The organism is Streptomyces sp. NBC_00075 (assembly GCF_045041225.1).
Lineage (GTDB): Bacteria > Actinomycetota > Actinomycetes > Streptomycetales > Streptomycetaceae > Streptomyces > Streptomyces adonidis.
Window position 1 is genome coordinate 591473 of the sequence record NZ_CP108243.1, and the last position, 18553, is coordinate 610025.

17 protein-coding genes and 1 riboswitch are annotated in these 18553 nt (G+C 71.2%); of the genes, 3 read left to right on the forward strand and 14 right to left on the reverse strand.

Features of this window, described 5'->3' with window-relative positions:
• Positions 1–173 precede the first annotated feature (173 nt).
• Together OG787_RS02680 and OG787_RS02685 are read left to right on the forward strand one after the other, a co-directional pair.
• Positions 174–1058, forward strand: a complete 885-nt coding sequence (locus tag OG787_RS02680) for an aminoglycoside phosphotransferase family protein (protein ID WP_405534171.1) — start codon at positions 174–176, stop codon at positions 1056–1058.
• A gap of 92 nt (positions 1059–1150) precedes the next feature.
• Entirely contained in the window at positions 1151–2920 is a 1770-nt protein-coding gene (locus tag OG787_RS02685; protein ID WP_369031173.1) for an ABC transporter ATP-binding protein, read from the forward strand.
• A 52-nt stretch (positions 2921–2972) separates the two neighbouring features.
• Here OG787_RS02685 and OG787_RS02690 read toward each other — a convergent pair whose 3' ends face one another.
• From OG787_RS02690 to OG787_RS02730, 9 genes are all read right to left on the reverse strand, one after another.
• Entirely contained in the window at positions 2973–3452 is a 480-nt protein-coding gene (locus tag OG787_RS02690; RefSeq protein WP_369031172.1) for a VOC family protein, read from the reverse strand.
• Positions 3453–3559: 107 nt separating this feature from the next.
• On the reverse strand, positions 3560–4171 hold the full coding sequence (locus OG787_RS02695) for a DinB family protein (RefSeq protein WP_369031171.1): 612 nt from the start codon (positions 4169–4171) through the stop codon (positions 3560–3562).
• Between the two features lie 40 nt (positions 4172–4211).
• On the reverse strand, positions 4212–4601 hold the full coding sequence (locus OG787_RS02700; protein WP_369031170.1) for a VOC family protein: 390 nt from the start codon (positions 4599–4601) through the stop codon (positions 4212–4214).
• Between the two features lie 64 nt (positions 4602–4665).
• On the reverse strand, positions 4666–5490 hold the full coding sequence (locus OG787_RS02705) for an ABC transporter ATP-binding protein (RefSeq protein WP_405534172.1): 825 nt from the start codon (positions 5488–5490) through the stop codon (positions 4666–4668).
• Positions 5487–6470 (reverse strand): ABC transporter ATP-binding protein, encoded by a 984-nt coding sequence (locus OG787_RS02710; protein ID WP_369031168.1) that lies wholly within the window; start codon positions 6468–6470, stop codon positions 5487–5489. Before OG787_RS02710 ends, OG787_RS02705 begins: the two co-directional genes overlap by 4 nt.
• 7 nt (positions 6471–6477) lie before the next feature.
• Complete coding sequence (locus OG787_RS02715; protein ID WP_369031167.1) at positions 6478–7344, reverse strand: ABC transporter permease; 867 nt, start codon at positions 7342–7344, stop codon at positions 6478–6480.
• Entirely contained in the window at positions 7341–8294 is a 954-nt protein-coding gene (locus OG787_RS02720; protein WP_405534173.1) for an ABC transporter permease, read from the reverse strand. The genes OG787_RS02715 and OG787_RS02720 overlap by 4 nt, the downstream gene beginning before the upstream one ends.
• A gap of 5 nt (positions 8295–8299) precedes the next feature.
• A complete protein-coding gene (locus OG787_RS02725) occupies positions 8300–9946 on the reverse strand; it encodes an ABC transporter substrate-binding protein (protein ID WP_405534174.1) in 1647 nt (548 codons plus the stop codon).
• A 52-nt stretch (positions 9947–9998) separates the two neighbouring features.
• The gene (locus OG787_RS02730; protein WP_405534175.1) at positions 9999–11153 is read right to left on the reverse strand and encodes a C45 family autoproteolytic acyltransferase/hydolase; all 1155 of its coding nucleotides are present in this window, start codon (positions 11151–11153) and stop codon (positions 9999–10001) included.
• Between the two features lie 111 nt (positions 11154–11264).
• Here OG787_RS02730 and OG787_RS02735 point away from each other — a divergent pair, with 111 nt between their 5' ends.
• The gene (locus OG787_RS02735) at positions 11265–12173 is read left to right on the forward strand and encodes a MurR/RpiR family transcriptional regulator (protein WP_405534176.1); all 909 of its coding nucleotides are present in this window, start codon (positions 11265–11267) and stop codon (positions 12171–12173) included.
• A gap of 6 nt (positions 12174–12179) precedes the next feature.
• On the opposite strand, the gene OG787_RS02740 is transcribed toward OG787_RS02735, so the two are convergent.
• From OG787_RS02740 to OG787_RS02760, 5 genes are all read right to left on the reverse strand, one after another.
• Complete coding sequence (locus OG787_RS02740) at positions 12180–14618, reverse strand: SpoIIE family protein phosphatase (protein ID WP_405534177.1); 2439 nt, start codon at positions 14616–14618, stop codon at positions 12180–12182.
• A gap of 169 nt (positions 14619–14787) precedes the next feature.
• Positions 14788–15342 (reverse strand): SMI1/KNR4 family protein, encoded by a 555-nt coding sequence (locus tag OG787_RS02745; RefSeq protein ID WP_369031161.1) that lies wholly within the window; start codon positions 15340–15342, stop codon positions 14788–14790.
• Between the two features lie 86 nt (positions 15343–15428).
• Positions 15429–16205: an ABC transporter ATP-binding protein gene (locus OG787_RS02750; protein WP_405534178.1), complete on the reverse strand. Its 777-nt coding sequence runs from the start codon at positions 16203–16205 to the stop codon at positions 15429–15431.
• Complete coding sequence (locus tag OG787_RS02755) at positions 16202–17242, reverse strand: FecCD family ABC transporter permease (RefSeq protein WP_405534179.1); 1041 nt, start codon at positions 17240–17242, stop codon at positions 16202–16204. Before OG787_RS02755 ends, OG787_RS02750 begins: the two co-directional genes overlap by 4 nt.
• Positions 17239–18270 (reverse strand): ABC transporter substrate-binding protein, encoded by a 1032-nt coding sequence (locus OG787_RS02760; RefSeq protein ID WP_369031158.1) that lies wholly within the window; start codon positions 18268–18270, stop codon positions 17239–17241. Before OG787_RS02760 ends, OG787_RS02755 begins: the two co-directional genes overlap by 4 nt.
• A 38-nt stretch (positions 18271–18308) precedes the next feature.
• A riboswitch (cobalamin riboswitch) is annotated at positions 18309–18491 on the reverse strand.
• Positions 18492–18553 lie beyond the last annotated feature (62 nt).

Here is an 18553-nt window from a genome sequence, read left to right on the forward strand (position 1 = left end):
CGCAGCCCCGGACAAGCCGACCCCGCAGTCCCGTAACGGACCAACCCGCAGCCCCCACAGGCCGACCCGCGATGCCGTGACGGGACGGCCCGCGGTCCCGACGGCCGCCCGGGTCTCCGTCGTGCCGCCAAATTCGGTGGACTGCGCGCCCGTCGGCCGCTGGGATGGTCGACATGTGTGCCCTGAAGATGCATGCCGACGAGGTGGAGATCCACGCCCCGCTGGTCCAGCGCCTGGTCGCCCGGCAGTTTCCCGAGTGGGCGGAACTGCCCCTGGAGCGGCTGGAGTCCGCCGGGACAGAGAACGCCATGTTCCGGCTCGGGGGCGAGCTGGTGGTCCGGCTGCCGAGGCATCCCGGGGCGGTGGGGAGCATCGAGCACGAGCAGCGCTGGCTGTCCCTGCTGGGGCCCCGGCTGCCGGTCGCCGTGCCCGAGCCGGTCGGGCGGGGCCATGCCGACGAGGGGTTCCCGTGGTGCTGGTCGGTGTACGGCTGGCTGGACGGGCGGAATCCGGTCGCGGGCGCGCTCGACTCCCCCGAGACGCTGGCCAAGGAACTCGCCGACTTCATCCGTGCCCTGCGCCGCGTCGACGCCGGGGACGGGCCGGCCCACTACCGGGCGGTTCCGCTGTCGGCCCGGGACGCGGACACGCGCGCGGCCCTCGCCCAGCTGACGGGCGAGGTGGACACGGAGGCGGTGACGGGCCTGTGGGAGCAGGCCATGCGGGCGCCCGAGCACACGGGACCGACCCTCTGGGCGCACGCCGACCTGTCACCGGGGAACGTACTGGTCACCGAGGGGCGGCTCAGTGCCGTGATCGACTTCGGCTGCACCGGGGTCGGCGATCCGGCCGTCGATCTGATCGTGGCGTGGAATCTGCTGCCCGCCGGTGTCCGTGACACCTTCCGCGAGGCGGTGGGCGCCGACGACGCCGAGTGGGCGCGCGGGCGCGGCTGGGCGCTGTCGATCTCGCTGGTCCAGCTGCCGTACTACCGGGAGACGAACCCGGTGCTCGCGGCGAACTCCCGGCATGTGATCAGGGAGATCCTGGCCGAGTGAAGGAGATCCTCCCATCGGGGTGGTGTAGGCCGACGCACAGAGGGCAGAAAGCGCTTGCCCCAATGCCAGGTTCCCAAGGAGGACCCCCGTCCATGGCGTCGTCCGAGCAGCCACTCGACCACCGTTACCGGGGCGAGCACCCGATACGCACCCTCGCCTATCTGTTCCGCGCCGACCGGTGGCGGCTCGGCGTCGCGCTGGTCGTCTTCACCGTCAAGCACAGCCCGATCTGGCTGCTGCCGCTGATCACCGCGGACATCATCGACACCGTCGTCCAGCACCGCCCGATCGGCGGGCTCTGGCTCAGCTCCGGGGTCATCATGCTGATCCTGGTGATCAATCCGCCGCTGCATCTGCTGTACGTACGGCTGCTGTACGGCAGCGTGCGCCGCATGGGCACCGATCTGCGGTCCGCGCTGTGCACGCGGATGCAGCAGCTGTCGATCGGCTACCACTCACGGGTCAGCGCGGGCGTGCTCCAGGCCAAGGTCGTCCGTGATGTGGAGACCGTCGAGCAGATGATGCAGCAGAGTTCCGACTCGGGGCTCGGCGCGCTCACCGTGCTCATGGGCGGGCTGGTCGTCATCGGGATCCGGACGCCCGAGTTCCTGCCCGTGTTCCTGCTGGTGGTGCCGGTCGCGGCCCTGCTGATCGTCCGGCTGCGGACGCGGCTGCGCGCCCAGAACGAGAGTTTCCGGCACGAGGTCGAGCAACTGTCGTCGCGGGTGAGCGAGATGACCCGGCTGATCTCCGTCACACGGGCGCACGGCCTTGAGGGCAAGGCGCTGGGCCGGATGGACCGCACCCTGCGCCAGGTGCTCACCTCCGGGCTCCGCCTCGACCTCCTCAACGGGCGGTTCGCCTCGCTGGCCTGGGTGTTCCTGAACGCGGTCGGCGTGCTGTTCCTGACGGGCGCGGCGCTCGTCTCTTACTACGGCGTCTGGGGTGTCACCCCGGGCGATGTGGTCATGCTGAGCGCGTTCCTGACCACCCTCACCAACTCGACGACCACGCTCGCGGGGCTCGCGCCGGTCATCACCAAGGGCCTGGAGTCGGTTCGCTCCGTCGGCGAGGTGCTGGAGGCGCCCGAGCTGGAGGACAACGCGGGCAAGATCGCCGTCACCGGGCTGCGGGGCGAGGTGGCCTTCGAGGGTGTGGGTTTCGCGTACGACGAGGGCGGGCGGCCCGCCGTACGGGACTTCGGGCTCACCGTGTCTCCGGGCGAGACGGTCGCACTGGTCGGTGCCTCGGGGGCCGGGAAGTCGACCGTGCTGAACCTCGTGATCGGGTTCATCCGGCCGACCTCGGGGCGGCTGCTGCTCGACGGGACCGATATGAACACGCTGGACCTGCGGACGTATCGGCGGTTCGTGTCGGTGGTGCCGCAGGAGTCGATCCTGTTCGACGGAACGGTCCGGGAGAACGTGGCGTACGGCATGGACGACGCCGACGACGCGGCGGTACGGGCCGCGCTGCGGGACGCCAACGCGCTGGAGTTCGTCGACCGGCTGCCGCACGGCGTCGACACCCTGGTCGGCGAGCACGGCGCCCGGCTGTCCGGGGGCCAGCGGCAGCGCCTCGCCATCGCGCGGGCGCTGATCCGCGACCCCCGGGTGCTGATCCTCGACGAGGCGACCTCGGCGCTGGACACCCGGTCGGAGGCGCTCGTGCAGGAGGCGCTGGGGCGGCTGCTGCACGGACGTACGACGTTCGTGGTCGCGCACCGGCTGTCGACGATCCGGGGCGCCGACCGCATCGTGGTGATGGAGGACGGCGCCGTCCGGGAGATCGGCTCGCACGAGGAGCTGCTGGGGCGCGGCGGGGTCTACTCGGCACTGCACAGCAGCGGTCAGCCGGCCTGAGCCACCGCAGTGCGGGGGTGGCTCAGGCCGGTGCCGACCAGCCGGGTCACCCCTACTCCCCCGCGAACGCCTTCTTCAGGGCGGCGATGTCCAGCTTGCCCATCGCGTACATGGCCTTGGTGGCGCGGACGGCCTTCTCCTGGTCCGGGTCGCTGATCATCTCGATCAGGCCGTCCGGGATGACCTGCCAGGACACGCCGTACTTGTCCTTGAGCCACCCGCAGGGGCCGCCCTCGCCGCCGTCCGTGAGCTTGGCCCAGTAGTGGTCGACCTCGGCCTGGTCGGCGCAGTAGATCTGGAAGGAGATCGCCTCGGTGAACTTGAACATCGGGCCGCCGTTGAGGGCGACGAACTTCTGGCCGTTGGCCACGAAGTCGACGGCCATCACGCCGCCGGCGGGGGCGGGACCGGCCTCGTTGTAGTAGCCGATCTTTCCGAGGGACGAGTTCTTGAAGATCGAGACGTAGAAGTGCGCGGCTTCCTCGGCCGTGCCGTCGAACCAGAGACACGTGGTGAATCCGTCGGTCGTCATGGAGAACCTCCTGGAGCGGGAGACCGGAGCGGGAGAACTGTCACCCCTTTCGACCGATCCTCGTGCGGAAACTCATCGGTGGCGCGGTGAGTTTTCCGAACGGCGGCCTACTGGCCCACGCGGCCGTCGATCCGCTCGCGCAGGAGGTCGGCGTGACCACAGTGCCGCGCGTACTCGTTGACATGCGCCGACAGGACGTCACGGACCTGGAGCTGTACGCCGTGTTCGGCGCCGAAGTCGGAGAAGCCGGCGTTGGTGGTGCCGAGGTCGTCGACGCTCGCGATGAAGCGGTCGGTGCGTTCCGTCTCCAGCCGCCACTGCCGCCAGGCGTCCTCGACGACCGCCGGATCGGCGACCGCGCCGTTCCAGTCGCCGTCGCGGTCCTCCTCGGTGCGGTACAGCTTGGGCGCGTCCTCGCCGGCCATGACCCGGCGGAAGTGCCGCTCGTCCTCGGTGAGATGCCGGATCAGCCCGAGCAGGGACATCGTGGACGGCGGTACGGAGCGCCGCGCCATCTGTTCGGCGTCCAGGCCCGCGCACTTCATCTCCACGGTGAGGCGGAAATGGCGCAGGCCCTCCAGCAGCACACCGCGTTCGTCGACGATCTCGGTCTCGGTCTCGCGTGGATCGTCGTCCGGGTCGACCCACATGTCGTCATAGACGGTCGCGACCGTCCACCGAGTCGTCGTCGTGTCGGTTTCGTGCTCGCGCGAGTCCATGGGGGCATCGTGGCGCCCGTCACCGGGCTCCGCCAACCGATTATTCGGCCTGGTGCACGATCTGGATCAGGTTGCCGCAGGTGTCGTCCAGCACCGCGGTGGTGACCGGGCCCATCTCCGTCGGCTCCTGGGTGAAGCGCACGCCGAGCCCGCGCAGCCGGTCGTACTCCGCGTGCACATCGTCGACGGCGAAGGCGGTGGCCGGGATGCCGTCCTTGACCAGCGCGTCCTTGTACGGCTTCACCGCGGGATGGCCGGAGGGTTCGAGGAGCAGTTCGGTGCCGTCGGGATCCTCGGGCGAGACCACGGTCAGCCAGCGGTCGGCGCCGATCGGGACCTCGGTCTTCTTCACGAAGCCCAGTACCTCCGTGTAGAAGCGCAGGGCCTTGTCCTGGTCGTCGACGAAGACGCTGGTCAGGTGGATCCTCATGGTGCCCTCTCTCGTTCGGGCTCTCTTTTCGGCTCGTGGGGCGTGCGGTGCCCCTCCCGCATCATCACGCAACCAGCGGTCGTACGCCGCCGGGGTCCCAGCCCTCGTGCGGCACCGAGTCGAGCAGGAGCCGGGTGTACGGGTCCTGCGGATCGCTCAGTACCCGCGCCGTCGGTCCCTGCTCGACGACGACTCCGCGCCGCATGACCACCGTCTCGTCCGTGATGTGCTGGACGACGGCCAGGTCATGGCTGACGAAGACCAGGGCGACCCCGGTGTCCCGGCGGATCTCGCCGAGGAGCTGGAGGATCTGCGCCTGGATCGACACGTCCAGCGCGGCGACCGCCTCGTCGAGCACCAGGATGCGGGGGTCGACGGCGAGGGCGCGGGCGATGGCGAGGCGTTGCCGCTGGCCGCCGGAGAGGGCGTGCGGCCGTGCGTCTCCCTCCCGGCTGCCGAGGCCGACCTGGTCGAGCAGCGCGTCGATTCGCGTGTCCGGCTCGGGGTGCCGGTGCAGGCGCAGGGCGGTGCGCAGGCACTGCCGGGAGGTCAGTCGGGGGTCGAGCGAGACATAGGGGTCCTGGAAGACCATCTGGATGTCGCGGGCGCGGGCCAGCCGGTCGCGGCGGCTGAGCCTGCCCCGCCCGTGGGCGCGGTCCTTGCCCTCCACGGTGATCGTGCCGGAGTCGGGCCGGAGCAGGCCGACGAGCATGCGCGCGACCGTGCTCTTGCCTGAGCCCGATTCGCCGACGATGCCGACGGATCCGCCTCGGGGCACGGCGAAGGACACCTGGTCGGCGGCGGTCAAGCGCTCGCCGCCGGGCAGCCGGTAGGTCTTGGTCACGCCGTCCACGACGAGCAGCGGCCGGGTCGGAGGGGTGCCGGTCATGACGTACTCCTGACGGCCGGTCGTACGGACAGGGTGGCGAGGCGTCGACACGCCGCCGTGCCGCCGCCCTCGACGGGGACCGGCTCGGGCGGACCGCTCTCGCACTCGGGCTCGGTGTGGGGGCAGCGCGGGGCGAACGGACAGCCCGTGAAGTGCTCGGCCAGGGACGGGGGTTTGCCGGGGATCGGGCGCAGGACCCGGGTGGTGTCGCCCAGTTCGGGCGAGCAGTCGAGCAGGCCTCGGGTGTAGGGGTGCCGGGCGTCCGTGAAGAGGCGGCCGGCCTGCTGTTCCTCGACGATCCGGCCCGCGTACATGACGTACACGCGGTCGCAGTAGGCGGCGGCGAGTTGCAGGTCGTGGGTGATGAAGAGGAGTCCGAGGTCGCGCTCGGCGCGCAGCTTGCGCAGCAGGGCGAGGATCTCGGCCTGGGTGGTGACGTCCAGGGCGCTGGTCGCCTCGTCGGCGAGGAGGAGGCGGGGTTCGGCGGCGAGGGCGCCGGCGATGACGACGCGTTGCAGCATGCCGCCGGACATCTCGTGCGGGTGCTGGCGGATGCGCTGTTCCGGGTCGGGCAGGCCGACGGCGTCGAGGAGTTCGACGGCGCGGAGGCGGGCGGCACGTTTGTCCGACTGCCCGGTGGCGAGGAGCCGTTCGACGAGGAAGTCGCCGACTCGGCGGACCGGGTTGAGTACGGAGCGGGGGTCCTGGTGGACCATCGCGACCGTCCTGGACCGGTGTTCGCGCAGCCGGGGGCCGTTCATCGTCAGCACGTCGGTGCCGTCGACGAGGGCCCGGCCGGTGGCCTGGGCGCCGTCGGGGAGGATGCGCAGGGCGGCCTTGGCGGTGGTGGACTTGCCGGAGCCGGATTCGCCGACGAGTCCGACGATTTCGCCGGTGCGGACCTGGAGGGAGATGTCGGCGAGCAACGGCCGGGCGGCGCCCGGGAGTTGGACGGTCAGGTTCTCGATGTCGAGCAGCATGCGCGCGCTACCTCCTGGCGCCGAGCCGGTCGGCGGCCCAGACGCCGACCACGTTGAAGGCCACCACGACGGCGGCGATGGCGGTGCCCGGCACGAGTGCGGGGAGCAGGGCGTTCTGGACGATGGCGGCCTGGCCCTCCTGGACCATCAACCCCCAGTCGGAGCTGGGCGGCTGGGCGCCGAAGCCGAGGTAGCTGAGGGTGGCCAGGCCCATCAGGGCCTCGCCGAACAGGACGACGAGGTAGCCGACGACGGACCGGGCCAGGTTGGGCACGAGATGGGCGACGCAGATCCGGGTGCCGCTCATGCCGAGGACCCGGTAGGCGTCGATGTACGCCTTGGACCGCTCGGCCAGCGCGACACTGCGCGTGTACTTGGCGATCGTCGGGGCGTAGGCGAGCCCGAGGGCGATCACGGACGTGGTCATGCCGGCACCGAACACCGCGATGATCAGTACGACGAACAGCAGCCCCGGGAAGGCGTACATGACGTCGGTGATCCGGGACAACAGCGTGTCGACCCAGCCGCCGCGCCACGCGGCGACCGTGCCGAGGGTGACGCCCAGCACGGAGGCGAGCAGCAGCAGGAGCAGCGGCGCGAGCAGGCTGGTGCGGGCGCCGTACAGCACCCGGGAGAGCAGGTCCTGCCCCGAGGCGTCGGTGCCGAGGGGGTGGGCGCCGCTCGTGCCGACCAGGGAGGACGACAGGTCGATGGCGTCCGGGGCGTACGGAGCGAGGAGCGGGGCGAAGCCCGCGGCGAGCACCACGAGGGCGAGGAAGACCGCGGCGACGGTCACGCCCCAGGGGCGGCGGGCCCGTTTCACGGTGACCGGCAGGGCGGCCGCCGGGACGGCCTCGGCGGGGAGGGCGGTCATGCGGTGCTCCTCATGGCGGTCAGGCGGGGGTCGAGCAGGGGGTGCACGAGGTCCACGACGGTGGTGACGACGATGTAGGAGGTGACCATCAGCAGCAGGACCGCCTGGGCGACCGGGAAGTCATGGGTGTTGATGGCGCCGACGAGCAGCGAGCCGATGCCGCTCAGTCCGAAGACGGTCTCGACGGCGACCGTCCCGGCGAGCATGCCCGCGGTGACCAGACCGCACATGGTGACGATGGGGCCGAGGGCGTTGCGCAGGATGTGCCGCCTGATGATCTGCCGTTCGGGCAGTCCCGCCGAGCGGGCCACCGCCACGTGTTCGGCGGCGCCCGCCTCCACCATGGCCTGCCGGGTGACGCGGCTGATGACGGCGAGGGAACCGAGCGCCATGGCCACGGCGGGCAGGGTGAGGTGGTGGAGGGTGCCGCCGACACCCTCGCCGCTGCCGGTCACGGGGAACCAGCCGAGCTTCACCCCGAAGAGGGCGACGAGGGCGATCCCTCCGACGAAGGAGGGCACGGACGCGGCGAGCGTGGTGGTGCCGACGACGGCCGAGTCGGCCCAGCCGCCCTGGCGGATCGCCGCCAGGATGCCCGCGCCGACCCCGAGGACCACGAACAGCACGGTGGCGTACGCGACGAGGACGAGGGTCGTCGGGAATCGCGAGGACAGCAGGTCGGAGACCTGGTCGCTGTACTGGAAGGAGCGGCCGAGGTCGAGGTGGACGCAGTCCCACAGCCAGCGGCCGTACTGGACGACCAGGGGCTCGTCCAGGTGGTACTGGGCGCGGACATTGGCCAGCCGTTCGGGGGTGAGCTTGTCCCGGCCGCCCGCGAGGAAGACGGCGGGGTCGCCGGGGGCCGCGTAGACGGCGGCGAAGATCACGAACGAGGAGGCCAGCAGGGTGGCCAGCAGTCCCGAGAGCCGTCGGCCGATGGCGACGATCATGCGGTTCAGCCCTTCTTGGCGCCGAGCTGTGCGGCCCAGGGAGAGTAGAGGTAGGCCATGGAGGCGGGCGGGCCGGTCAGCTCGCTGTTCAGGGTGAGGACGGTGGGCGTCTGGGCGACCGGGATCCACACGGCCGCGTCCGCGAACTCGCGCTGGATGTCCACGACGAGGGCGGCGCGCTTCTTGTCGTCGATGGTACGAAGGGCCTCCGCGACCTTGGCGTCGTAGTCGGCGCTCTTGAATCCGACCCAGTTGTTCGAGCTGTCGGACAGGGCGTTGTCGTAGAAGCCGATGGGGTCGCTCTTGGAGATGTACCAGTCGGCGACGAGGACGTCGAAGTCGGCGCGGGCGCCCTTGTCTCCGTAGGCCTCCTGGTAGGCGGAGGAGGGCAGGGTCTTGATCTCGCCCTTGAGGCCGAGCCGGGTGAGGGCGGCGCGGACGGCGTTGGCGATGACCAGGCGGCCCTGGGTGCTGTCGGTGCCGATCACGATGGGGCCGGTCGGCGCGGACTTGGCCTGCTTCACGAGTTGCTTGGCCTTGGCGAGATCCTGGCTGGACGGGGTCGCCGGGGCCTCGGTGAGCTGCTTCTGGGCGGCGGCGAAGGTCGCCTTCTCGTAGCCCCAGGAGCCGGAGCCGACAGGGGTGGCCCAGGGTTCGGCGAGGCCGCCGTAGCCGGCCTTGGCTATGCCCGCGCGGTCCAGGACCAGCGAGAGGGCCCTGCGGATGTCCGGGTCGGCGAGGCCGCCGCGTTCGGTGGGCAGGAGGGCGAGGGTGGCGGTGCTCGGGCCGTAGTACTGGGTCAGGCCCTCGGTGTCGCGCAGGGAGGCCGCCGCGCCGGGGGTGTCGGCGTAGGCGCCGTCGGCGGCGCCGGTCTTCAGGGCGTTGACCATCGCGCTGTCGTCGGCCCAGTGGAAGACGACCTGCTGGGTGAGCGGCTTCTTGCCCCAGTAGGAGTCTGAGGCGGTCAGCGTGATGGAGTCGCCGGACTTCCAGCCGCTCAGCTGGTAAGGCCCGGAACAGGCGTCGCCCTGGCCGGGGGTCCCGAAGTCGTCGCCCGCCTTCTTGACCTGCGCGTCGTTGTAGACGAGGCCGGCGTCGCCCGCGAGGGCCTTGGTGAACAGGGCGTCGGGCTGCTTGAACGAGATGGTGATCTCGCGGTCGCCGGTCTTGCTCATCTTGTCGACGTTGCCGAACTCGTCGGACTGCTCCATCTCCGGCTCGGCGTGCCGACGCAGGCTGAACAGCACGTCGTCGGCGGTCATCGCGGACCCGTCGTGGAAGGTGACACCCTCCCGCAGAGTCAGGACGAGGGTCTTCGCGTCCGGTCTGCTCTCCTTCGCCACGAGCGAGGGCTGAACGGACATGTCGGGCTGGAGCTGATAGAGGCGTTCGCAGACGTTGCTGAGGACGGTGCGGCCGGCGCTGCCGCCCTGGGTGTCGAGGTCGAGGGACTCCGGCTCGTCCGCCAGCAGCCAGTTCACGGAGGCGACGGAACCGGTGGCAGGGGCCGTGGTGGGTGTGAGTTCGAGCTTGGTGACGTCGACGGCGGCGCCGTCGCCCGCGGAGGAGCCGGTGTCGGCTCCGCTACAGGCGGCGGTGAGGGCCAGCGCTCCGGCGAGGCCTGCGGCCGCGACAGCGGACTTGAGCTTCATGACAGTGCTCCTGGGCGGAAAACGGGGATCCGGGATTCGGGAGTGGGGGCCTTCAGTTCGGGGCGTGGGGACCGTCGTAGAGGTTCCAGGGGAGGTGCTGGTAATCGTGGTCGCAGGGGGTGCCGGCCGTGACGTGGTAGTCGCCGGCGGTGAGGTCCACGCAGGAGGACACCAGCGTCGTCCAGTGCTTGATCTCGGGTTCTCGCGGGTCGGCGTGGGTGCAGAGCGACTCGGGGTGGCCGAGGTGGTCCGACATCGACTGCTTGATCAGCTTGCGGGTCTCGTCCGGGCCGGTGGCGTCGCGCAGCCGGCGCAGACCTTCCTCGGCGCGTGGCACGCGTACGAGGGAGTCGGGTGACAGGGGCCGGTATCCGTTGGCCAGGGCCGTGGGGACACCCGCCTGGTAGTGGTTGCCGTGCACCAGCAGGCCGTCGGTGGGATACAGCCAGCCGTGCCCGGCCGGGGTGGTCTCCAGGTCGACGGCGAAGCCCTCGCGGCAGGTGAGCAGGGCGTTGCTGGCGATGTGGGCGCGGGTGCGGCACAGGACGTTGAGGGCGTCGGTGATGCTGGGCTGGTCGAGGACACTGCGCCGGATCACGGTCTGGGGCAGGCCGACGGCTTCGTCGAAGCGGCCGCCGAGACCGTTGGCGTTGAGGGCGATCCCCGCCGAGCTGGCTCCCTGGCGGCCGATCTGCCCGGCCTCCACCTGCATCAGCAGGGTCGGCTTGGGCGGCTGGACGATACGGAGCATGACCACGGTGTCCTGGACCCCGGCCCGCCAGTCCCAGTTCTGGCCGGCCCAGACATGGCCGTCGCCGCTGGCGGGCCCGTAGGCGGCGAAGGAGGTGCACCCCTCGGCGGGCTCCTCCTCGCGCACCTCGCCGAACTCGCGCATCCCGCTGAAGGAGTCGTCGTAGATGACCTCGCCGCGCGCGTTCAGCGCCAGTACGTCGAGCAGGTCGACGCCCGCGCCGTCGGCGATGCCCTGCATCTCCTCCACCAGGTGGGGCGCGTAGTCCCGGACGGGGTCGAGCCAGCGGGCGGCGCGGGCGGTGACCTGCTGCCAGGTGAGGCCCGACGAGGCGCCGAAGGCCTCCTCGTAATAGGCGAGGGAAGCCGCCAGTTGTCCGGCCACGGCCTCTCCGTACTGCCTGCCGCGCTGGGCCGGAGTACCGGAGATCTCGACGACCGGAAGACTGTGCTGCATGCGGGGGCTCCTCGAAAGACACATGTGCCGTAACATTCGTTCCGAAAGTTCGACTTTCTGGAACGCGATGTTCAGAGAGTAACGTCGGTGACGTAGGAGTCAATGGCTGTAATGGCGATTTCAAAAACGGGCAGTGCCGCCCCCGGAGGGCTCACGCGTCTGCGCGCCGCCGTCCGCGACCAGTGGGACGAGCTGTCCGCCTCCGAGCAGACCGTCGCGCAGTACCTGGTCAGCGCCCCTGCCGAGAAGCTGATGTTCGCCAGCGCCCAGGAGCTGGGGACCGCCAGCGGCACCAGCAACGCGACGGTCGTACGGGCTCTGCAACGACTCGGTTACGCCGGTCTGCCGGCGCTCAAGCGGGAACTGGCGGCCGACTTCACCGCGGCCACCGCCCCCGATGTCCGGCTGGCGCAGCGCATCGCGCATGTCGGCAAGGACCTGGAGAACATCTGGAGCGACATCTTCGACGAGACCCAGGAGCGCATCGACCAGTGCCGGCGGCTCACCGGGACGGAGGCGCTCGAACGGGCGGTCGCCGCGCTCGCCGACGCCCGTGAGGTGCTGTGTTACGGGGCCGCCGCGTGTGAACTCGGGGCCCGCCACCTCGCCCGGTCGCTCGGCCGGATCGGCCGCCGCGCCCGTTTCGCGGGCGAGACCGGCTTCGCGCTCGCCGACTCGCTGCTCACCCTGGGACAGGGCGACGCCGTGGTGATCTTCCAGCCGGGGCGGCCGCTGCCGGAGCTGACGGTCCTGGTGGAACGGGCCCGCGCGGTCGGCGCCAAGGTCGTGTTCGTCACCGACGAGCTGAGCGAGGCCTTCGAGGACCGCGTCGACGCCGTGCTGATCGCGCCCGGCACACCGACCGGGATCACCAACGAGGTCCTGACCGCCCTGATCGTGGCCGACGCGCTGCTGCTCGCACTGACCGCCCTGGACGAGACGTCGGCGGTCGAGCACTCCCATCAGCTCAACGCCCTGCGGGCTCTGCTGCCGGGGGAACAGGGGAACCGTCGCGGCTGAGGGCTACTACAGGGTGGCGCTGTCCCACACGGCGGAGAGGCCGGTGTCCGATGTCGCGGCATCGTCTATCGGCTGCTCCGCCCAGATGGTCTTGCCGCTGTGGTGGTACCGGCTGCCCCAGCGTCTGCTGAGCTGGGCGACGAGGAAGAGCCCTCGCCCGCCTTCGTCGCCCGCCAGGGCCCGGCGAAGTCGTGGCTGGGTGTTGCTGGAGTCGCGGACCTCGCACACCAGGGTGGTGTCGTCGTGGAAGAGACGCAGACCGACGGTGCCGCCCGCGTACCGCATGGCGTTGGTGACCAGTTCACTGACGGTCAGTTCCGTGGTGAAGGTGAGGTCGTCGAGCCCCCACTCGGCGAGTCTGCGCGCGACGGCGTTCCGGGCTTCGGCGACCGCCGCCGGATCGTCGGGGAACTGCCAGTCCGCGATGTCCGCCGCCGGAAGCAGCCGGGGCCGGGCCAGCAGGAGCGCCATGTCGTCGCGGGGCGGCGCCTCGGCGGCGCGTGCCATGACGGCACTGCCGATCTCCTCCAGCGTCCCGTCGCCCCGGCAGAGGGACGCGAGGGTGTCGAGAAGGTCCCGTGTGCCCTGGTCGGCGTCGCGGGACCCCCGTTCCACGAGGCCGTCGGTGTAGAGCGCGAGGGTGCTGCCGGCTTCCAGGGCGACGGTGGTCACCTCGAAGGGCATGCCCCCGACTCCCAGCGGTGGCCCCGGGGACACCTCGACCGGACGGGCGGTGCCGTCGGGCCCGATCACCGCGGGCGCCGGATGGCCGGCACTGGCGAAGGCGCAGCTGCCGGTGAGCGGGTCGTAGACGGCGTACAGGCAGGTGGCGCCGATGGTGTCCCTGTCCTCGGGATCGGCTTCGTCGGCGAGCTGCTGGACGAGGTCGTCCAGGTGGATGAGGAGTTCCCCCGGCTCCAGTTCGAGGTCGGCGAGCGTACGGATCGCGGTCCGCAGGCGTCCCATGGTCGCCGCGGCGTGCAGCCCGTGGCCGAAGACGTCACCGACGACGAAGGCCACCCGCAGCGAGGGCAGCGGGATGGCGTCGAACCAGTCGCCGCTGATGTCCGCCCCGCCGCCGGCCGGCACATAGCAGCCCGCCGACTCGGCCGCCGCGGTGCTCGTCGTGGCCCTCGGGAGCAGACGCTGCTGGAGTGCGACCGCTGCCCGGTGCTCGCGGGTGTACCGGCGGGCGTTGTCCACGCTGAGCGCGGCCCGTGAGGAGATGTCGAACACGAGGTCCGCGTCCTCCTGCTCGAACGGCTCCGGCTGCTCGGTCCGCCAGACGGCCACGAAACCCAGCAGCAGACCGCGTGCGTACAGCGGCGACACCACGGCGGAGTGGCCCCGCTCGGGCATCACCGCCCGGATCAGTTCCGGGTCGCCGAGGAGGTCGAGCATCTCCTGCCGGGTCGTGTTGTAGACGGTGTCCCCCTGGATGGCGGCCCGCCGCACCTGCGGGACGTCGGGGAAGCGCGGGACCACCCCGCCGACGGGAACGAGTTCGGCGGGCCAGGGCCCGGTGGCCGAGGCGACGGCCACCCGGCGCAGCCGCAGCCAGTCGCCGGGCCGGATCACCTTCGCCGGCTCCTCGCCCTCGATCACGGACTCGGCGATCTCGACCGATGCCATGTCCCCCAGGGCCGGTACCAGCACGTCGGCGATGTCCTGGGCGGTACGGGTCACGTCCAGGGAGGCGCCGATACGCGCCGACGCGTCATGGCCGACCTCGGTGCGCCGTCGCGCCCGCCGCTGCTGCGTGCTGTCGGTGAAGAACGCGGCGATCCCGGTCGGCCGGTCGTGACCGTCCGCGAGCCGGAACGCGGACACGGACACGTACCGCTCCCGCCCTGACCCGTCCGGCGCGCGCATCCGCTGTTCCCGTGCGAGCAACGGCACTCCCGTGTCGAGCACCTGCCGCAGCTGGTCCCCGACGTCCTTGGCGTCCGCCGCGGAGATGACGTCCCCGAGACGGTGCCCGGGGCGCAGCAGCGGCCAGCCGTGCGCCTCGGCGATGACGTTCGTGCGGACGACTCTCAGCTCGGTGTCACAGAGGACGACCCCCAGGAGGGACTGCGCCAGCAGGGCGGTCAGCAGCGACGATCCCTGCTCCTGTTCGCCGTCCTCGCGACTCGGCGCCAGCAGCAGGACGCGCTGGGAGGACCCGCCCAGGGGCACCTCGTCGACGGTGGTGTCGACCGTCCGGCCCGAGACGTGCCGGAACGCGACCCGCCCCGCCGGTACGGCCGGGGAGTCGCCCCGTGCGTGTGCGGGCTCGGCGAGCAGCCGCGCCAGTGGCCGCCCGCAGACCTGCTCGGCCGGCCGCCCCAGCAGTTCCGCCGCCGCCCGTGACCACCCCTGGACGATCCCCGCGCTGTCGAGCAGGACGACGGCAGCCTCGTCGGCCGGGATGTCCACGCCGTCGTGCTCGCTCAGGGCTGCCATGCGCACCTCACCTGCGGCGCTGTCTCCCGCGCCGCGCTCCCCTTCATTATGGTGCGCCGCCCGACACCACGCCCGGCGCCCGCGACAAGGGGAGGCAGGGGCACTTGGTCGCCGAATACGTTATTGCGAAAACCTTGCGACAACGCCCGCCCGAGGCCCCTCCTGCGGGTCACCTCCCCTTGCGCCAGTGCTCGAATCGCGGTTCCGGTGTGAACTCCATGCTGAACGAGGCGAGCTCACCGACGAGGAGCCTGCGCAGGAACTCGACCATGCCCAGGGGGACGACCTCGCACGTCTTCGAGCCGTGGCGGGCGAAGAGCAGGACAGGCCATTTGTCGGGGTCGGGATCGCTGGTCAGCCAGCACAGTATGTCGGCGTGGGACGTGTAGCCCCAGGCGAGGATGTGTTCCGGGTCGAGGTCCAGGTCGTCCTGGTCGGCGCCCTCCTCCTCCCAGGCCAGCTGGGCGTTCCCCGTCTCGTCCTCGAAGTCGTCGGGGGAGAACGGGTAGGCGCCCGTGGGAAACGGCCCGAGGATTCCGACCTCGCCGATCTCCTCCTCCGATTCGATCCCGCCGACGCCGTACACGGACATGAAGTCCCTGTAGTCCCGGGGGAACCCGGTGCCCCACTTCGCCTCGGCCGCCTGCCAGTCGATGTCCTCGCCCGCGTCTGGAGGCGGCGGCAGGAGCTGCCGCAACGCCTCGATCCCCGTGAGGTCTTCCATGGTGGTCCCCGCCCTTCGATCAGGTCGTTCGAAAGTCTAGGGAGCACCACTGACAACGCCTGGGGCCATGCGTTCCCGTGCCTTCCTCACGCCGGCCGGAGCGTCCCGAGGAACCGTACATGCGGCCGGTCCCCGGGCTCGTCGCGGCTGACGGCGGCCTTCACGCCGTACACGTCGGCGATCAGTTCCTCGGTCAGGACGTCACCCGGGCTGCCCGTCGCCACCACCCTGCCCTCCTTGAGCACGACGAGCGCATCGCAGTACATCGCCGCCAGGTTCAGGTCGTGCAGCGCGACGACGGTCGTGACCGGCAGTTCGGCGACCAGGGTCAGGAGGTCCAACTGGTGCTGGATGTCGAGGTGGTTGGTGGGTTCGTCGAGGAGGAGTTCGCGGGGTTCCTGGGCGAGGGCGCGGGCTATCTGGACGCGTTGGCGTTCGCCGCCGGAGAGGGTGTGCCAGAGGCGGGCCGTCCGGTCGGTGAGGCCGGTGCGTTCCAGCGCGGTGTGTACGGCCCTGTCGTCGGCCGGGGTGGCGGGGGTCCAGGCGCGCCGGTGCGGGACGCGGCCGAGGCGTACGACGTCGAGGACGGTCAACTCGGTCTGGGTGTCCGCCTGTTGTTCCACGACCGCGAGGCGGCGGGCGACGGTACGGCGGCCCAGCTCGCGCAGCGGATGGCCGTCGAGGGTGACTACGCCGGAGGAAGGGACGAGGACACCTGCCAGCAGCCTCAACAGGGTTGATTTTCCTGAGCCGTTGGGGCCGAGCAGGCCGGTGACCGAGCCGGGGGCCGGCGTGAGGCTCACGCCGTCGAGGATGAGCTGTCCGGCGGCGGTGCGGGAGACACGGTCGGCGCTGAGGGTCATAGCGGCGCCCTCCGGGTGCGGTACAGGACGAGGACGAAGGCCGGTACGCCGATCAGGGAGGTGACCACGCCCACCGGCACCTCCTGCGGGTCGAGGGCGGTCCGGGCCAGGGTGTCCACCCAGACGAGGAACACCGCCCCGGCGACCGCGGTGACCGGCAGCAGCCGTACATGCCCGGCGCCGGTCAGGGCGCGGGCGGCGTGCGGCAGGACGAGCCCGACGAAGCCGATCGCACCCGCCGAGCTGACCAGGGCGGCCGTGAGCAGGGCGGCCGTGAGCAGGGCGGTGACGCACAGCAGCACCAGCCGGGTCCGGGCCACCGAGACGCCGAGCGTCGCCGCCGCGTCCTGCCCGAAGGCGAAGGCGTCCAGCGTCCTCGCGTACCCGAGGCAGACGGCCAGCGCCGCCACCAGGACCGCCAGACACAGCCACACCTCGTTCCAGCCCGCCCCGCTGAGCGAACCGAGCAGCCAGAACAGCACGCCCCTCGTGGTCTCGGCGTCGGCGGCCGTCAGGACGACGAAGGACGTCAGCGCGGAGAAGAGCTGCATGATCGCCACCCCGGCGAGCACGACCCGGTCCGTCGTGGCACCGAGGGTGTGGCTGAGCAGCAGCACCAGGGCGAAGGAGGCGACGGCCCCGACGAACGCCCCGCCCGACACCGACAGCGCACCGCCGCCCACGCCGAGGACGACGACCACGACGGCGCCGGTGGAGGCCCCGGAGGAGACGCCGAGGACGAAGGGGTCGGCGAGGGGGTTGCGCAGCAGGGACTGCATGACCGCCCCGCACACCGCGAGTCCGGCCCCGCAGACGGCGGCCAGCAGGGTGCGCGGCAGCCGCAGGTTCCAGACGATGCCGTCCCGGATCGGGCTCAACTGCGATTCCTCGCCGCCGAGATGGGCCGCCACCGCCGACCAGACGTCGCCGACGCCGATGTCCGCCGGGCCGATGGTGATGGCCACGGCGACGGACGCGGCGAGCACCGCGAGACCGGTCACCGTCCACAGCACGGTGACCGGCACGGTCCCGGTCATCCGGCGAGCCGGTACTCGCGCAGCGCGGCGGCGACCTTCTCCACGCCCTCGACGGTGCGGATCGTCGGGTTCATGGCCTGCCCGCTGAGCAGCACGTACCGCTTGTTCCTGACCGCCGTCATGTTCTTGGTCGCCGCGTTGGACTCCAGGAAGGCGATCTTCTTCGCGGCGGTCTCGGCGGTCTGTGACTTGCGGGTGAGGTCGCCGATCACCAGGACGTCGGGGTCGCGGTCCGCGACGGTCTCCCAGTTGATCTGCGGCCACTCCTCGGTGGTGTCGTCGAAGACGTTCTTCGCGCCCAGCGCGTCGGTGATGATGCCGGGGGCTCCGCAGCAGCCCGCCATGTACGGGGACTCCTGGTTGGCGAACCAGTACAGGACGGAGCTGTCGGAGGCGTCGATCCCGGCGGTGGCCTTCGTGACGCGCGCCTTCAGGGACTCGACGAGTTCGTCGCCGCGCGCTTCGACGCCGAAGATCTTCGCGAGGTCGCGTATCTCGCCGTAGACCGATTCCATGGTCAGCGGCTTCGTGCGGGTTCCGTCGCCGCCGCCGCTGTTGTCCTTGCCTTCACAGTCGGCGGGCGAGAGATAGGCGGGCACGCCGAGTTCGGTGAACTTCTCGCGCGGGGCGACTCCGCCCTTGGCCAGGGTGGAGGCGAAGGAGGCGGCGACGAAGTCGGGTTCGGTGTCCAGGACCTTCTCGAAGGACGGGGCGTTGTCGGCGAGCCGGGGCACGGTGGCGTTGGCCTTCTCCAGGCCCTTCAGCACCGGGTCGGTCCAGGTGGCGGTGCCTGCCATCCGGTCGGCGAGGCCCAGGGAGAGCATGATCTCGGTGGTGCCCTGGTTGAGGGAGACGGCCCGCTTCGGCGCGGAGGTGATCTCGACGCGCTGCCCACAGTTGTCGAGGGTGAGAGCGGTCGGGTCGGCGGGCGATGCGGGGGTCTCGGTGGACGAGCCGCCGCAGGCCGTCAGGAGAACCGTTCCGGTCAGGAGCAGCGCGGAACGGTGAATTGTGCGGGTGACGGGCACAGAACATCCTCTGGCGTCGAGGGTCCAGGCGCGGGACCCGTTCGGACGGTCGGGCCAGCAGGTCTTCGGACTCGGGGTCACCCGGACGGAGCGCCTTCCCGGATCCTGGTCGGATTCGACCGTCGTCCAGTGGCTCGTGTTGCCCCGCCCGTCACCCTCACCGCTGCGCGTCAGCTCCGGATTCACACCGGATTCCCTTGACTGGCCTCAGGAAATTACCACGTGAGGCCGAGGTCACATTTCGGCCGAGGTCAAGGTCACAGCCTGGCGCTCTGCTGCGGCC

Bases quoted from the DNA above. Each gene is read 5' to 3' on its own strand.
- OG787_RS02685 (WP_369031173.1), top strand. From the start codon at position 1,151: ATGGCGTCGTCCGAGCAGCCACTCGACCACCGTTACCGGGGCGAGCAC.
- OG787_RS02740 (WP_405534177.1), bottom strand. From the start codon at position 14,618: ATGGCAGCCCTGAGCGAGCACGACGGCGTGGACATCCCGGCCGACGAG.
- OG787_RS02695 (WP_369031171.1), bottom strand. From the start codon at position 4,171: ATGGACTCGCGCGAGCACGAAACCGACACGACGACGACTCGGTGGACG.
- OG787_RS02720 (WP_405534173.1), bottom strand. From the start codon at position 8,294: ATGATCGTCGCCATCGGCCGACGGCTCTCGGGACTGCTGGCCACCCTG.
- OG787_RS02705 (WP_405534172.1), bottom strand. From the start codon at position 5,490: ATGACCGGCACCCCTCCGACCCGGCCGCTGCTCGTCGTGGACGGCGTG.
- OG787_RS02755 (WP_405534179.1), bottom strand. From the start codon at position 17,242: ATGACCGGGACCGTGCCGGTCACCGTGCTGTGGACGGTGACCGGTCTC.
- OG787_RS02680 (WP_405534171.1), top strand. From the start codon at position 174: ATGTGTGCCCTGAAGATGCATGCCGACGAGGTGGAGATCCACGCCCCG.
- OG787_RS02735 (WP_405534176.1), top strand. From the start codon at position 11,265: ATGGCGATTTCAAAAACGGGCAGTGCCGCCCCCGGAGGGCTCACGCGT.
- OG787_RS02750 (WP_405534178.1), bottom strand. From the start codon at position 16,205: ATGACCCTCAGCGCCGACCGTGTCTCCCGCACCGCCGCCGGACAGCTC.
- OG787_RS02745 (WP_369031161.1), bottom strand. From the start codon at position 15,342: ATGGAAGACCTCACGGGGATCGAGGCGTTGCGGCAGCTCCTGCCGCCG.
- OG787_RS02700 (WP_369031170.1), bottom strand. From the start codon at position 4,601: ATGAGGATCCACCTGACCAGCGTCTTCGTCGACGACCAGGACAAGGCC.
- OG787_RS02710 (WP_369031168.1), bottom strand. From the start codon at position 6,470: ATGCTGCTCGACATCGAGAACCTGACCGTCCAACTCCCGGGCGCCGCC.
- OG787_RS02725 (WP_405534174.1), bottom strand. From the start codon at position 9,946: ATGAAGCTCAAGTCCGCTGTCGCGGCCGCAGGCCTCGCCGGAGCGCTG.
- OG787_RS02690 (WP_369031172.1), bottom strand. From the start codon at position 3,452: ATGACGACCGACGGATTCACCACGTGTCTCTGGTTCGACGGCACGGCC.
- OG787_RS02730 (WP_405534175.1), bottom strand. From the start codon at position 11,153: ATGCAGCACAGTCTTCCGGTCGTCGAGATCTCCGGTACTCCGGCCCAG.
- OG787_RS02715 (WP_369031167.1), bottom strand. From the start codon at position 7,344: ATGACCGCCCTCCCCGCCGAGGCCGTCCCGGCGGCCGCCCTGCCGGTC.